Annotated in this window: 13 protein-coding genes; 11 read left to right on the top strand and 2 right to left on the bottom strand. The window is 68.4% G+C overall.

All coding sequences use genetic code 11. The features are described 5' to 3' along the window. Nucleotides 1-77 precede the first annotated feature (77 nt). From QP552_RS19975 to QP552_RS19960, 4 genes are all read left to right on the top strand, one after another. Nucleotides 78-767 carry a glutathione binding-like protein gene (locus tag QP552_RS19975; protein WP_111113181.1) on the top strand — a complete coding sequence of 230 codons (690 nt, stop codon included), beginning with the start codon at nt 78-80 and terminating at the stop codon, nt 765-767. A 161-nt stretch (nt 768-928) separates the two neighbouring features. Further along, complete coding sequence (locus QP552_RS19970) at nt 929-3,154, top strand: S9 family peptidase (RefSeq protein ID WP_106550672.1); 2,226 nt, start codon at nt 929-931, stop codon at nt 3,152-3,154. Nucleotides 3,155-3,178: 24 nt separating this feature from the next. Further along, entirely contained in the window at nt 3,179-3,694 is a 516-nt protein-coding gene (locus tag QP552_RS19965; protein ID WP_111202353.1) for a cytochrome c oxidase assembly factor Coa1 family protein, read from the top strand. 368 nt (nt 3,695-4,062) lie between these two features. Beyond that, nucleotides 4,063-5,865, top strand: a complete 1,803-nt coding sequence (locus tag QP552_RS19960; RefSeq protein ID WP_286074498.1) for a DUF885 domain-containing protein — start codon at nt 4,063-4,065, stop codon at nt 5,863-5,865. 84 nt (nt 5,866-5,949) lie between these two features. Here QP552_RS19960 and QP552_RS19955 read toward each other — a convergent pair whose 3' ends face one another. Then, complete coding sequence (locus QP552_RS19955; RefSeq protein WP_106550675.1) at nt 5,950-6,414, bottom strand: hypothetical protein; 465 nt, start codon at nt 6,412-6,414, stop codon at nt 5,950-5,952. 184 nt (nt 6,415-6,598) lie between these two features. On the opposite strand from QP552_RS19955, the gene QP552_RS19950 reads away from it, so the two are divergent. The 4 genes from QP552_RS19950 to QP552_RS19935 all read left to right on the top strand — a co-directional run bounded on the left by QP552_RS19950 (nt 6,599) and on the right by QP552_RS19935 (nt 9,198). Beyond that, on the top strand, nt 6,599-6,847 hold the full coding sequence (locus tag QP552_RS19950; protein WP_005411548.1) for a hypothetical protein: 249 nt from the start codon (nt 6,599-6,601) through the stop codon (nt 6,845-6,847). A gap of 122 nt (nt 6,848-6,969) precedes the next feature. Then, on the top strand, nt 6,970-7,887 hold the full coding sequence (locus QP552_RS19945; RefSeq protein ID WP_049428569.1) for a bestrophin family ion channel: 918 nt from the start codon (nt 6,970-6,972) through the stop codon (nt 7,885-7,887). Nucleotides 7,888-7,906: 19 nt separating this feature from the next. After that, nucleotides 7,907-8,896, top strand: a complete 990-nt coding sequence (hemB, locus tag QP552_RS19940) for a porphobilinogen synthase (RefSeq protein WP_049428566.1) — start codon at nt 7,907-7,909, stop codon at nt 8,894-8,896. A 32-nt stretch (nt 8,897-8,928) separates the two neighbouring features. After that, nucleotides 8,929-9,198, top strand: a complete 270-nt coding sequence (locus QP552_RS19935) for an SHOCT domain-containing protein (protein WP_111113102.1) — start codon at nt 8,929-8,931, stop codon at nt 9,196-9,198. Nucleotides 9,199-9,295: 97 nt separating this feature from the next. Here QP552_RS19935 and QP552_RS19930 read toward each other — a convergent pair whose 3' ends face one another. Beyond that, nucleotides 9,296-10,168, bottom strand: coding sequence for a PD40 domain-containing protein (locus QP552_RS19930; RefSeq protein ID WP_111113101.1), 873 nt, complete (start codon nt 10,166-10,168; stop codon nt 9,296-9,298). Nucleotides 10,169-10,216: 48 nt separating this feature from the next. Between QP552_RS19930 and aroE the strand changes: the two genes are divergently transcribed. The 3 genes from aroE to dinG all read left to right on the top strand — a co-directional run bounded on the left by aroE (nt 10,217) and on the right by dinG (nt 13,689). Beyond that, nucleotides 10,217-11,062: a shikimate dehydrogenase gene (gene aroE / locus QP552_RS19925; protein ID WP_106550678.1), complete on the top strand. Its 846-nt coding sequence runs from the start codon at nt 10,217-10,219 to the stop codon at nt 11,060-11,062. 3 nt (nt 11,063-11,065) lie between these two features. Further along, entirely contained in the window at nt 11,066-11,419 is a 354-nt protein-coding gene (locus QP552_RS19920) for a hypothetical protein (RefSeq protein WP_106550679.1), read from the top strand. 167 nt (nt 11,420-11,586) lie between these two features. Continuing rightward, nucleotides 11,587-13,689 carry an ATP-dependent DNA helicase DinG gene (gene dinG / locus QP552_RS19915; RefSeq protein ID WP_233653579.1) on the top strand — a complete coding sequence of 701 codons (2,103 nt, stop codon included), beginning with the start codon at nt 11,587-11,589 and terminating at the stop codon, nt 13,687-13,689. The last annotated feature ends 16 nt before the right edge of the window (nt 13,690-13,705 follow it).

The raw sequence follows: 13,705 nt of genomic DNA, 5'->3' as shown, positions 1-13,705 counted from the left end.
TACCGGCCCGCCATGACGGTGCCAACCCAACTCACGCACTAGACTTCAGGTTCCTTTCCGCACCCCGAGCCGCCGCCATGATCGACCTGTATTACTGGCCCACCCCGAACGGCCACAAAGTGACCCTGCTGCTGGAAGAAGCCGGCCTGGAGTACCGCATCCACCCGGTCAACATCGGCTCGGGCGACCAGTTCAAGCCGGAATTCCTCGCGATCTCGCCCAACAACAAGATGCCGGCCATCGTCGACCATGCCCCGGCCGATGGCGGTGCTCCCCAGAGTGTGTTCGAGTCCGGCGCGATCCTGCTGTACCTGGCCGAGAAGACCGGCCGCTTCCTGCCCAGCGACCCCCGCGGCCGCGTCACCACCCTGGAGTGGCTGTTCTGGCAGATGGCCGGCCTGGGCCCGATGAGTGGCCAGATGGGCCACTTCAACGTGTACGCGCCGGAAAAGATCCCGTATGCCATCGAGCGCTACGACAACGAAGTGCGCCGCCTGCACGGAGTGATGGAAAAGCGCCTGGCCCAGCACGCGTTCCTGGCCGGCGACGAGTACACCATCGCTGACATGGCCAGCTACCCGTGGATCGGCGCCTACGACAAGCTGCCGGTGGATTTCACCGCGTTCCCGAACCTCAAGCGCTGGCATGAAGCCATTGCCGCACGCCCGGCTACCCAGCGTGCCTATGCCCTGCGCCAGCAGGTCAATCCGAACGCCGGCAAGCCGCTCAGCGACGAGGAGCGCAAGCACCTGTTCGGCCAGCGCTGACCGCCTCGGGGTCGGATCCCTTTGCAGCGCAAAGGGCTCTGACCCCAGCCCAGGCCATGGGCAGAAGGTCATGCTGCCTTCCCGCACAGGCTTGGTTAGGATGGGGGACGACCGCTCCGCGTCCATCGCGGGGGCGGACCTGCCGTTTGCCGGGATCCTCCATGCGCCACCTGTTCGCTTCGCTCGCCCTCATGCTCGCCACCACAACCGCCGCCCACGCTGAAAAGCTGACCCTGGAAGCCATCACCGGCCCGTTGCCGCTGTCCGGCCCGACCCTGATGAAGCCCAAGGTGGCGCCGGACGGATCGCAGGTCAGCTTCCTGCGCGGCAAGGACAGCGACCGCAACCAGCTGGACCTGTGGACCTACGACATCGGCAGTGGCCAGACCCGGCTGCTGGTCGATTCCAAGGTGGTGCTGCCCGGCACCGAGACCCTCAGTGATGAGGAAAAGGCGCGCCGCGAGCGCCAGCGCATCGCCGCGATGACCGGCATCGTCGATTACCAGTGGTCGCCGGACGCGCAGCGCCTGCTGTTCCCGCTGGGCGGCGAGCTGTACCTGTACGACCTCAAGCAGCAGGGCCAGGCGGCGGTGCGCCAGCTGACCCACGGTGAAGGTTTCGCCACCGATGCCAAGCTGTCGCCCAAGGGCGGCTTCGTCAGCTTCATCCGCGGCCGCAACCTGTGGGTGATCGACCTGGCCAGCGGCAAGCAGCTGCAGCTGACCCGCGACGGCAGCACCACCATCGGCAATGGCGTGGCCGAGTTCGTCGCCGACGAGGAAATGGACCGCCACACCGGTTACTGGTGGGCGCCGGATGATTCGGCGATCGCCTTTGCCCGCATCGACGAATCACCGGTACCGGTGCAGAAGCGCTACGAGGTCTATGCCGACCGCACCGACGTGATCGAGCAGCGTTACCCGGCCGCCGGCGACGCCAACGTGCGCGTGCAGCTGGGCGTGATCGCACCGGCTGCCGATGCGCAGCCGCGCTGGGTCGATCTTGGCAAGGAACAGGACATCTACCTGGCCCGCGTGGACTGGCGTGATGCGCAGCACCTGAGCTTCCAGCGCCAGTCGCGTGACCAGAAGCAGCTGGACCTGGTGGAAGTGGCGCTCGACTCCAACCGCCAGCGCGTGCTCGCCCACGAGACCAGCCCGACCTGGGTGCCGTTGCACAACAGCCTGCGCTTCCTCGACGATGGCAGCGTGCTGTGGTCGTCCGAACGCACCGGTTTCCAGCACCTGTACCGCATCGACAGCAAGGGCAAGGCCACTGCACTGACCCACGGCAACTGGCCGGTGGACGAACTGCTGGCGGTCGATGAGAAGGCCGGCAAGGCCTACTTCCGCGCTGGCATCGAAACCTCGCGCGAAAGCCAGATCTACGCAGTGTCGCTGCAGGGCGGCGAGCCGCAGCGCCTGTCGAAGGCGCCGGGCATGCACAGCGCCAGCTTTGCGCGCAACGCCAGCGTCTACGTCGACAGCTGGTCCAACAGCAGCACGCCGCCGCAGATCGAACTGTTCCGCGCCAATGGCGAGAAGATCGCCACCCTGCTCGAGAACGATCTGGCCGATCCCAAGCATCCGTATGCGCGTTACCGTGATGCGCAGCGCCCGATCGAGTTCGGCACGCTCACCGCTGCTGACGGCAGGACGCCGCTGAACTACAGCATCATCAAGCCGGCCGGCTTCGATCCGTCCAAGCGCTACCCGGTGGCGGTGTATGTCTACGGCGGCCCGGCCAGCCAGACCGTCACCGACAGCTGGCCCGGCCGCGGCGACCACCTGTTCAACCAGTACCTGGCCCAGCAGGGCTACGTGGTGTTCTCGCTGGACAACCGCGGCACCCCGCGCCGTGGCCGGGATTTCGGCGGCGCGCTGTACGGCAGGCAGGGTACGGTGGAAGTGACCGACCAGCTGCGCGGCGTGGCCTGGCTGAAGCAGCAGCCGTGGGTGGATCCGGCGCGCATCGGCGTGCAGGGCTGGTCCAATGGCGGCTATATGACCCTGATGCTGCTGGCCAAGGCGTCCGACAGCTACGCCTGTGGCGTGGCCGGTGCACCGGTCACCGATTGGGGCCTGTACGACAGCCACTACACCGAGCGCTACATGGATCTGCCGGCACGCAATGAAGCCGGTTACCGCGAAGCACGCGTGCTGACCCATATCGACGGCCTGCGTTCGCCGCTGCTGCTGATCCACGGCATGGCTGACGACAACGTGCTGTTCACCAATTCGACCAGCCTGATGAGCGCGCTGCAGAAGCGTGCCCAGCCGTTCGAACTGATGACCTACCCGGGTGCCAAGCACGGCCTGTCCGGCGCCGATGCGCTGCATCGCTACCGTGTGGCCGAAGCATTCCTGGGACGTTGCCTGAAACCCTGATCCAGCACGGGAAGGAGCCCGCCGATGACCCTGCCACCGCCGATTCCCGCCCATGACCCGGCATCTGCCGGTTGGTGGTGCCGCCACTGGCGCTGGGCCATGCCGTTGGTGGTGGTGCTGGTGCTGGGTGGGGCAGGGGGTGTGGTGACCTGGAGCGTGCTGCGCTGGAGCGAGGCGGCACGCGAGAGCCCGCCGATGCGCGAGGCGCTGCGGCGCGCGGGTTGCAGTATCGAACTGGTGGGAGCGTTCGGTGAGCCGCTGAACATCGAGTCGATGCCGCTGGGCAGCATGCAGACTGCGATCAACGGCCAGCGTGATGTCGGCCTGACCGTGGCCCTGGAAGGACCGCACGCGCATGGGCGGTTGTTCGTGCAGGGTACCCGTCGCGATGACGTGTGGGACTACCCGGTGATGTACGTGCTGGGCGAGGACAAGCAGACCTTCGACCTGACGGCGCTGGATGATGATGAGGCTGCACACGAATGCGAACTGCAGGCCTGCCGTGATCGTGGCGAATGCCCGCTGACCGCCGCGTTGTGACCTCCACGGGCAGGCGACCGCGGGACGTCGACCGGGTAGAGTCGACGGGGTAGAGGCGACCGGGTAGAGGCGACCGGGTAGAGGCGACCGGGTAGAGTCGACTGTTAGTCGACTGCTCTTCGATCAGGAAGCGAAAACCCCGCGCTGCGCGCGATGGTCGATCGGGTAGAGTCGACTGTTAGTCGACTGCTCTTCGATCAGATAGCGAAAAACCCCGCGCTTCGCGCGATAGTCGACTGACAGTCGACTCTACGCCCGGCAGGTTTCCGCAGAGCCCGGCCGCACAACCAGCCCGCCATGACTTCCCGCCGATTGTCGCCACCGCCGTGAGCGCGTAGGGTGCGGGCAACCCTGTCCTGGAGTGCACCATGAAGCCGATCGCGTTGGCCGTTGCCCTGGCGCTGAGCGCCGCACCGCTGCTGTCCGCACCGCCGGCGCTGGCGGCACCTGCCGCCAAGGCCGCTACCCCGGCCAGCCCGGCCTGGGTCGCCCGCAGCAATGCGCTGGCGCAGATCCTGCTGGATGCGCAGGGCCCGTTCCAGCCGGAGGAAACCGGCTTCTTCGGCGTGCCCGGCTATGACGACAAGGTGGCCGACCTCGGCCCGGACAACGGCAAGCGCTACCGCGCTGCCATGGCCAAGGCACGCGACGAACTGAAGGCAAAGCTGGCCGCCGAAAAGGATCCCAACGTCCGCCAGGACCTGGAGATCATGATCCACGCCGCCAACCAGAACATCGAAGGCAGCGAGCTCAACGAGAAGTACCTGCTGCCGTGGAGCGACGCACCGCAGACCGTGTTCAGCGGCCTCAACCTGCTGCTGTCCGACCAGGTGCCGGCCGAGCGCCGCGCCAAGGCGATCGATCGCCTCAAGGCCTATGCCGGCCTGCAGCCGGGCGGCACCGCCTTCACCACGCTGGCCCGCCAGCGCTACGAAGAGCGGCTGAAGGACAGCAGCCTGCTGCAGCCGACGAAGATCGAAGTGCAGCAGTCGCTGGACAACGTCGAGACCTACGTCACCGGCATCGAGTCGCTGCTGAAGAAGTACCAGATCGCCGGCGCCGACGAGGCGATGAAGACCCTGGCCGGGCAGATGAAGGACTACGCCGCCTGGACGCGCAGGGAGGTGCTGCCGAAGGCACGTGCCGACGCACGCCTGCCAGCGCCGCTGTACGCCTACCAGCTCAAGCAGGTCGGCATCGACATCGATCCGAAGCTGCTGATGCAGCGTGCGCAGCTGGAGTTCATGGAAACCCGCTCGGCCATGCAGCAGCTGGCACCGCTGGTGGTGAAGGACAAGGGCCTGAAGGTGGCTGATCCGAGCGACCCGGTGGCGGTGATCCGCGCGCTGAAGGCCGACAAGATCGCCGACGATCACCTGGAAGGCCACTACCGCAAGGTGATCGATGCGATCGATCCGCTGATCCGTGAACACGCCATCGTCGACGTACCCAAGCGCGCCATGCAGATGCGCCTGGGCTCGGCCGCCGAGAGCGCGGCCAGCCCGGCGCCGCACTTCCTGCCGGCGCCGCTGGTGAACAACACCGGGCAGCAGGGCACCTTCGTGCTGCCGCTGGGCAACCCGGCCGCCGGCCCGGGCGCGCAGTACGACGACTTCAACTTCGGTGCGGCGGCATGGACGCTGAGCGCGCATGAAGGCCGCCCGGGGCACGAGCTGCAGTTCACCGCAATGGTCGAGCGCGGCGTGTCGCTGGCGCGCACCATGTTCGCGTTCAATTCGGTGAACGTGGAAGGCTGGGCGCTGTATGCCGAAGCCGAGATGGTGCCGTACGAGCCGCTGGACGGGCAGATGATCGCCCTGCAGTTCCGCCTGCTGCGCGCCGCGCGCGCGATGCTCGACCCGATGCTCAACCTTGGCCTGACCGACCGTGCCAACGGCGAGCGCGTGCTGATGGAGCAGGTCGGCCTGTCCAAGGCGATGGCCACCCAGGAACTGGACCGCTACATGGTGCGCATGCCGGGTCAGGCCGGCAGCTACTTCTACGGCTACACCCGCATCCTGGAACTGCGCATGCAGACCGAACTGGCGCTGGGCGCGAAGTTCGACCGCCTGGCATTCAACAACTTCCTGCTGGACCAGGGCCTGCTGCCGCCGGACCAGCTGGCCGACGCGGTGAACAAGGTGTTCGTGCCGAAGTACAAGCAGAAGTAAGCGGTAGCGCCGGGCCATGCCCGGTGAGCGCAGCGGAAGAGCCGCCGGGCATGGCCCGGCGCTACCAGCATTGGCGCGGTTGCGTCAGCGCTGCGGTTGCGGCGTGATCACCTGTGTCGGCAACCGCGCTGGCGGTGCCGGGTTCGGCACCCAGATCGCGACGCCGGCGGCGCGCTTCTGCGTGGTCGGAATACCGATGCCGACGCCACCACCCACATGCGAGCCGAATGTGCCGGCGCCGACCGACATGCCGACCGGCGAGCCGCTGCTGCCGACGCCCATCAGCACCACGCCGTTGGCGCCGAGCGCCGCGGCTTCACGCTTCAGGCGTGCCACCGCTGCATCGGTCTGGCCCTGGGTGCCGAAGCCGACGGCGGAAGCCGATTCCAGCTGGGCGATTTCCTGGGAGCCGGCTGGTGGCGTCGAATAGATCTGCACCAGCGCCGGATCGATCGGTGCGCGGGCGCGGCCCAGCATCACCTTGGAGGTGCTGGCACAGCCGGCGGCGGCCAGCAGCATGGCCGCCAACGCGGCCCAACGGATGTTCATGGCACTACCCCTGCAGGACTGGTTGCGATGATCGGCGGGCCACTCTGAATCGGCGCCAACACCCGGGCCGGGGCACGCACGACAGCACGCTAGCACGGGTCGGGTGACAGCCCCGCCAATGGCAGTAGGCGGCAGCAACGGGAACGTCTATGGTGGGGCCAGGAACCAACTGCGGGAGAGCGGCATGGGTGTGATCAGTCTGTTGTGGGGCGTATTGGCGCTGTTGTGGATGATCCTGGCGCTGATTCCGCTGCTGGGCTGGGGCAACTGGTTCCTGATCCCGTTCGCTGCGGTCGGCGCGGTGATCGCCGCGCTGGGCATCCTGTTCACCCACCCGAGCAAGCGTGGCCGGGCCTGGGCCGGGCTGGTGCTGAACGGCATCGTGGTGGTGGTCGGCATCCTGCGCCTTGGCCTGGGTGGCGGGGTGGTCTGAGCCCGGTCCCGGGTGCGACCGGGCGTCGCAGGCACACGGCCGGTGGCCGGGCAGGGGCGTACAATGAATGGCTGCGCGAGCCCCCCGCGTGCCTGTGAATCCGCGCCCCGCGCGGCTGCCCCATGATCATCCGACCCCGTCCCCACGGCTGGCAACTGCTGTACATCCTGCGCGGCTCGATCGTCAAAGCGATCGCGCCGAAGGTGCTGGCCATCCTGATCCTGTCCATCGCCGTGGCGGCGGTGGTGGAACTGGCGCCGCCCACCGGCATCGAACGCGTTTCGGTCACGCCGTTCACCCTGCTTGGCCTGGTGCTGTCGATCTTCCTGAGCTTCCGCAACAGCGCCTGCTACGACCGCTGGTGGGAAGGCCGCAAGCTGTGGGGCCAGCTGGTCTACGAATCGCGTTCGCTGGCGCGCCAGGTGAACCTGCTGCTGGCCGACGACGCGGGCCGTCGTCGTCGCGTCGCCTACCTCACCACTGCGTTCGCCCATGCGCTGGCGGCGCGACTGCGTGGCCGCATCGTCGCCCTGGCGGCACTGCCGTGGCTGGACAAGCGCCAGCGCGAACAGCTGGGCCAGCGCGAGAACGTGCCCGATGCACTGCTGGCGATGATCGCCGCCGAACTGGCGCAGGCGCTGCGCGCTGGCCAGCTCGACCCCATCCTCTATACCCAGCTTGAAGAGCGCCTGCACGCGATGTCGTCGATCCAGGCCGGCTGCGAGCGCATCCTCACCACGCCGTTGCCGTTCGCCTACACCCTGCTGCTGCACCGCTGCGCGTGGATGTTCTGCGTGCTGCTGCCGTTCGGCCTGGCCAGTTCGCTGGGCTGGGGCACGCCGGTACTGTCGGCGGTGCTGGCCTATGCCTTCTTCGGCCTGGACCAGCTGGGCGAAGAAATGGAAGACCCGTTCGGCCTGGAGCCGAACGACCTGCCGCTGGACGCGCTGGTGCGCACGATCGAGATCGACCAGCTCGACGCGCTCGGCGAACGCCCGTTGCCCGAACCCCTGCTGCCGCAGGGCTACCTGTTGCAATAGCCACTCCTCGGAGCCTGCCATGTCCCACCCGCTGTACCGCCCGCGCCGCATGCGCCACGACGAGTTCTCGCGCCGCCTGATGCGCGAGAACACGCTGACCACCGACGACCTGATCTACCCGGTGTTCGTGCACGAACAGGCCGGCCGCACCGCGGTGCCGTCGATGCCGGGTGTGGAGCGGCTGTCGATCGAAGAGCTGCTGAAGGTGGCCGAAGAGGCGCTGGAGCTGGGCATTCCGGTGATCGACCTGTTCCCGGTGATCGACCCGTCGCTGAAGTCGCTGGATGCCTCGGCGGCGTGGTCCGAAGACGGCCTGGCGCAGCGGGCGATCCGCGCACTGAAGTCGCGCTTCCCGGAGCTGGGGGTGATGACCGACGTAGCGCTGGACCCGTACACCACCCATGGCCAGGACGGCATCATCGATGACAAGGGCTATGTGCTGAACGACATCACCGTCGACGCGCTGGTCAAGCAGTCGGTGTCGCATGCCGAGGCCGGTGCGGACATCGTCTCGCCGTCGGACATGATGGACGGCCGCATCGGTGCGATCCGCCGCGCGCTGGATGCCGGCAACCACATCAACGTGCGCATCATGGCCTACTCGGCCAAGTACGCTTCGGCGTTCTATGGTCCGTTCCGTGATGCGGTGGGCAGCGCCGCCAGCCTCGGCAAGGCCGACAAGAAGACCTACCAGATGGACCCGGCCAACGGCGACGAGGCCCTGCGCGAGATCGCGCTGGACCTGGAAGAGGGCGCCGACATGGTGATGGTCAAGCCGGGCATGCCGTACCTGGACCTGGTGCGCCGGGTGAAGGAGACCTTCGGCGTGCCGACCTTCGCCTACCAGGTCAGTGGCGAGTACGCGATGATGAAGGCCGCCTTCGCCAACGGCTGGCTGGACGAGCGCGCCTGCGTGCTGGAGTCGCTGCTGGGCTTCAAGCGGGCCGGTGCCGATGGCGTGCTGACCTATTTCGCGCCGCAGGTGGCGCGATGGCTGCGCGAGCGCTGACAATAGCGCCACGATAGACGGAGGAATACGCGATGGGACCCGAACTGGGATGGATGCAATGGCTGATCTGGGGCATCGGTACGCTGGTGTTCGGCGCCATCATCGTCGGTGTCTTCATCGCCGCCTGGCGGGCCGGCAAGCGCCCGCCGGAGCAGCTCTCCGCCGCCCGCCACGTGGCCCGTGAGCAGGCCCTGCCGGAGAGCGTGCAGGCCGAGCTGGCCGCGCTGAACCAGCGCAAGGACAATGGCCAGCTCAGCGAGATCGAGTACGAGCAGCAGCGCGCCAAGGTGTTGTCGCGCTGACGGGCAATGCCCGGGGTCGGATCCCTTTCCGCAGGAAAGGGCTCTGACCCCTTCGCGGGCGCCATCCACGCATGGCGTGGATCTACCGGTGGCGCCGTCAGCGTGCGCCCGGCACGCACCCCGGCACCGCCGCCACCTTCGGCACCGCCAACCGGTACACATCCACGCCACCGGCACGCGGTGCCTTGGCCGCGCTGCTGGCGACCAGCATCTCGCCCGGCTTGGCGTTGTCGATCACCGGTGCGCCGGTCCAGCCGCCGGCCTGGTTGAACGACAGCCCCAATGGCTGCAGGGCCACGCCACTCCACGCACAGCCGCTGCTCCACACCTGCGCGGTCGCGCCGCTGCCACGGTTGAACACCACCGCGCCGTCGTTGCCCAGCCAGTCGCCGTCGGTCTCGTCGTCGGCGCTGTTCAAGGCGGTCAGTGCAGTGGCCGGGCCGCGCAGGCCCTGCGCATCCAGCGTTGCCACGAACAGGTCCCAGCCGGCGCCACGGCCCTGCTGGCGGGCGAACAGCAGTCGCGTGCCGTCCGCGCTCAGGGCCGGCCCGCGTTCTTCGCGGTGACCACTGTCGCCCGCCAGGGGCTGCGCCTTGCCCAGTCGGCCATCGGCTTCCACTGCGGCCCGGTACAGCGCCAGCGCGCCCTCGCGGCCGGCGGCGAACAGCAGCCAGCGCCCATCACGGCTGAAGTAGGGATCGCGGGCCTCGCCGGCCACGCCCACCGGCAGTGCCTGCGCCTGCTGCCAGCGGCCATCGACCACGCGTGCCTCCCACAGGCCCCAGCCGGCTTCGCCGCGGCGCGCGAACACGATGCGCTGGCCGTCGGCGCTGATCGTGGCGCGGCCTTCGTCGGCACGGGTCGAGACCACGCCCATGCCTTCGATGCCGTACTCGTTCAACGCCATCGCCACGGGGGCAGAGAGTAGACTGGCGGCAAGCACCAGCAGGGGCGGGGTGATGCGCATCATCCGGGTCCGTGCACGAAAGAGCATCAGTCTAGCCAGCTTGAGGATTCCATGACCGACCGTTACGCCGTCTTCGGACACCCCGTTGCCCACTCGAAGTCGCCGCAGATCCACGCGACGTTCGGTCGCCAGGAAGGCATCGCGGTGGATTACCGCGCGATCGACCTGGCCCCGGATGCGTTCCTGGCCGGCCTGGAAGCCTTCGCCGCCGAGGGCGGTGTCGGCGCCAACGTCACCCTGCCGCACAAGGAAACCGCCTTCTCGGTGTGCACCACGCTGACCGCACGGGCGCGCCGCGCCGGCTCGGTCAACACGCTGCTGCGCAAGGGCGACCGCTGGCACGGCGACACCACCGATGGCATCGGCCTGGTCCGCGACCTGACCGATCGCCATGGCTTGGACCTGCGGGGCCGCCGCATGCTGCTGATCGGCGCCGGTGGTTCGGCGCGCAGCGTCGCGCCGGCGCTGCTTGATGCCGGCATCACCGAGCTGGTGGTGGTCAACCGCACACCGGAACGCGCCGATGAACTGATCGATGCGATGGGTGAGCCAGGCCGCGCGATCAGCCGCTACTGGGAAGACCTGCGCGACCTGGGCGACTTCGAACTGATCGTCAATGCCACCTCGGCCGGCCGCGACCGCGACGTCGAGTTCAAGCTGCCGCTGTCGCTGGTCAACTCGATGACCACTGCCGTCGACCTGAACTACGGCGAGGCGGCCATCGCCTTCCTGGCCTGGGCGCGCGCGGCGAATTGCCGCAACACCGTCGATGGCCTGGGCATGCTGGTCGAGCAGGCCGCCGAGAGCTTCCTGCAGTGGCACGGCGTGCGCCCGCAGACCGACGAGGTCTACCAGTCGCTGCGCCAGGGCTCGGCCGTGCTGGCCGGCGAGGACTGATCGATGGACAGCACAACCCTGCTGGTCACGGTGCTGAGCATGGTGGGCGTGCGCCTGCCGGTGCTGATCGCGTTGTGCGTGGGCCTGGTCTGGGTGGTCGGTGCACCGCGCGATGCCACCCGCACCGGCGCCCTGGTCGGCCTGCTGCTGTTGCTGCTGGCCAGCCTCGGCGGCATGGCGGCGGGCATCCTGCCGATGTGGATGGTGCGCAGTGGTGATTTCAGCGCCGTGTCGAGCCTGAGCGCCATCCTCGGCGTGCTGCATTTCGCGCTGGCGATGGTCGAGGCCATCGGCGTGGTGCTGGTGGTGTGGGCGCTGGTGCGCCTGCTGCGTACGCGTACGCTCCCGGCCGCCTGACCGGTCGCGCCGGGTCATGCCCGGCGCATCTGCCCCTGGGACGGTCCGGCCATCGGACCGTGACCGCCAGCGGGCGTCGTCGCTGGCCCGTTCAGGGTGCCAGCGGCGGTGAATGCGGCCGGCCGTGCGACAATGCCCGGCCTGATCCAGCTACGGTAATTCCCGGCGTGACCGAAACCGTCGCCGCTCCGCGCACGCTTGATGACGCCTTGAAGGACGCGATCCGCAAGGCGTATACGACGCTGCAGGCCAATACGCCCGGCTTTTCCACCCGCCGCTCGCAGAGCCAGATGATCGGCGTGGTGTCGCGCGCGCTGTCGAAAAGTGGCGGCGTCGGCGTGGTCGAGGCGCCGACCGGCGTCGGCAAGAGCCTGGGCTACCTGACCGCGGGCGTGCCGATCGCGCTGGCCAGCAAGAAGAAGCTGGTGATCAGCACCGGCACCGTGGCGCTGCAGTCGCAGCTGGTCGAGCGCGACATTCCCAACTTCCTCAAGGCCACCGGCCTGGAAGCGACCGTGGCGCTGGCCAAGGGCCGTACCCGCTACCTGTGCACGCGCAATGCCGCCGAGGCGCAGGGCGAGGGCTCGCAGGGCGGCATGTTCGAGGATGATGCGCCGCTGTTCGACCGGCCACTGGCGCCGATCGAGATGGACATCGCCAAGCGCCTGACCGATGCCTTCACCGGCGGCAGCTGGGATGGCGACATCGACAACGCGCCGGAGACGATCAGCCCCGGCCTGCGCAGCCGCATCACCACGCCGGCCTCGGGCTGCGCCGGGCGCCGTTGTGCGTATTCGGCGCAGTGCGCCGTGCTGCGTTCGCGCAACACCGTGCGCGATGCGCAGATCGTGGTCACCAACCATGCGCTGCTGCTGTCGGCACTGTCGATCGGCGACAGCGACAACGGCCAGCCGTTGATCGCGCCGCCGTCGGACATGCTGCTGGTGCTGGACGAAGGCCATCACATCGGCAACGTGGCGATCGACCAGGGCGCGGCCAGCCTGGCGCTGGATGAAATGGCCAAGCGCACCGGCCGCCTGCAGATCCTGATCGCCGGTGCCTACCGCGCGGTCGACAAGGATCGCCTTGGCAACCTGCTGCCGAATGAAGCGATCGAAGTGGCCAGCAACGTGGCCAAGCAGCTGCGTGCGTTCCGTGACCACATCGAGCGGGTGTGGATGCCGGCGCCGGCCGACGAAGAACCGATGTGGCGCGCCGCGAACGGCCGCCTGCCCGAGGCCTGGCGCGAGCCGATCGAAGCACTGGCCGACGATACCCGCAGTCTCTACAACTGGGCGCATGCCGCTACCGCGCAGGTGGCCAAGGGCAAGCCGGACGATGCCGCGCGCGAGCGCCTGCAGCGCAACCTGGGCATGGCGCTGGAAATGATCGAGCAGCAGTACAACCTGTGGCAGGCGTGGCGCCGCGAGGACAAGGACGGCGCGCCGCCGATGGCGCGCTGGGTCACCGCCACCCGCGACGGCGACCTGGTGCTGCACGGCTCGCCGGTGTCGGCCGCGCACGTGCTGCGCAAGCTGCTGTGGGATGAAGTGGACTCGGTGGTGATGACCTCGGCGACGCTGACCGGCGGCGGCGATTTCCAGTCGCTGGCGATCGACAACGGCATCCCCGAGGAGGCCGAGATGGTATCGCTGTCGTCGCCGTTCGACCTGCCCAACCAGGCCGAGCTGATCGTGCCGAAGTTCCCGGTTACCCCGGACGACCGCGAAGGCCATCCGCGCGAAGTGGCGCGTTACCTGGACACCGAACTGGACTGGGCCAAGGGCTCGATGGTGCTGTTCACCTCGCGCTGGAAGATGGAGAAGGTGGCGGGCCTGATGTCGGCCGCGCGCCGCAAGCAGGTGCTGGTGCAGGGCGAGATGTCCAAGACCCGGTTGATCGACGAGCACCTGCGCCGTGTCGCGGCGGGTGAGGGCTCGGTGCTGTTCGGCCTGAACTCGTTCGGCGAGGGCCTCGACCTGCCCGGCGAAGCCTGCACCACGGTGGTGATCACCCAGGTGCCGTTCGCGGTGCCGACCGATCCGCAGACCGCCACCCTCAGCGAATGGTTCGAGGGGCGCGGGCTCAATGCGTTCAACCTGATCGCCATTCCGCACGCGCTGCGCACGCTGACCCAGTTCGCCGGCCGCCTGATCCGCACCTCCACCGACACCGGCCGCGTGGTCATTCTCGATTCGCGGCTGCTGACCCGCCGCTACGGCAAGCGCATCATCGACGCGCTGCCGCCGTTCAAGCGCGTGATCGGCTGAGGCGCACGGGTAGCGC

This window comes from Stenotrophomonas sp. 59, from assembly GCF_030291095.1.
Classification (GTDB): Bacteria; Pseudomonadota; Gammaproteobacteria; order Xanthomonadales; family Xanthomonadaceae; genus Stenotrophomonas; species Stenotrophomonas maltophilia_Q.
This window is presented reverse-complemented; position numbering and strand designations above follow the sequence as displayed.

Coding starts and splice junctions, on each gene's coding strand:
- QP552_RS19965 (WP_111202353.1), top strand. CDS start 3,179: ATGACCCTGCCACCGCCGATTCCCGCCCATGACCCGGCATCTGCCGGT.
- hemB (WP_049428566.1), top strand. CDS start 7,907: ATGTCCCACCCGCTGTACCGCCCGCGCCGCATGCGCCACGACGAGTTC.
- QP552_RS19960 (WP_286074498.1), top strand. CDS start 4,063: ATGAAGCCGATCGCGTTGGCCGTTGCCCTGGCGCTGAGCGCCGCACCG.
- QP552_RS19945 (WP_049428569.1), top strand. CDS start 6,970: ATGATCATCCGACCCCGTCCCCACGGCTGGCAACTGCTGTACATCCTG.
- QP552_RS19950 (WP_005411548.1), top strand. CDS start 6,599: ATGGGTGTGATCAGTCTGTTGTGGGGCGTATTGGCGCTGTTGTGGATG.
- QP552_RS19930 (WP_111113101.1), bottom strand. CDS start 10,168: ATGATGCGCATCACCCCGCCCCTGCTGGTGCTTGCCGCCAGTCTACTC.
- QP552_RS19955 (WP_106550675.1), bottom strand. CDS start 6,414: ATGAACATCCGTTGGGCCGCGTTGGCGGCCATGCTGCTGGCCGCCGCC.
- QP552_RS19920 (WP_106550679.1), top strand. CDS start 11,066: ATGGACAGCACAACCCTGCTGGTCACGGTGCTGAGCATGGTGGGCGTG.
- QP552_RS19975 (WP_111113181.1), top strand. CDS start 78: ATGATCGACCTGTATTACTGGCCCACCCCGAACGGCCACAAAGTGACC.
- QP552_RS19935 (WP_111113102.1), top strand. CDS start 8,929: ATGGGACCCGAACTGGGATGGATGCAATGGCTGATCTGGGGCATCGGT.
- aroE (WP_106550678.1), top strand. CDS start 10,217: ATGACCGACCGTTACGCCGTCTTCGGACACCCCGTTGCCCACTCGAAG.
- QP552_RS19970 (WP_106550672.1), top strand. CDS start 929: ATGCGCCACCTGTTCGCTTCGCTCGCCCTCATGCTCGCCACCACAACC.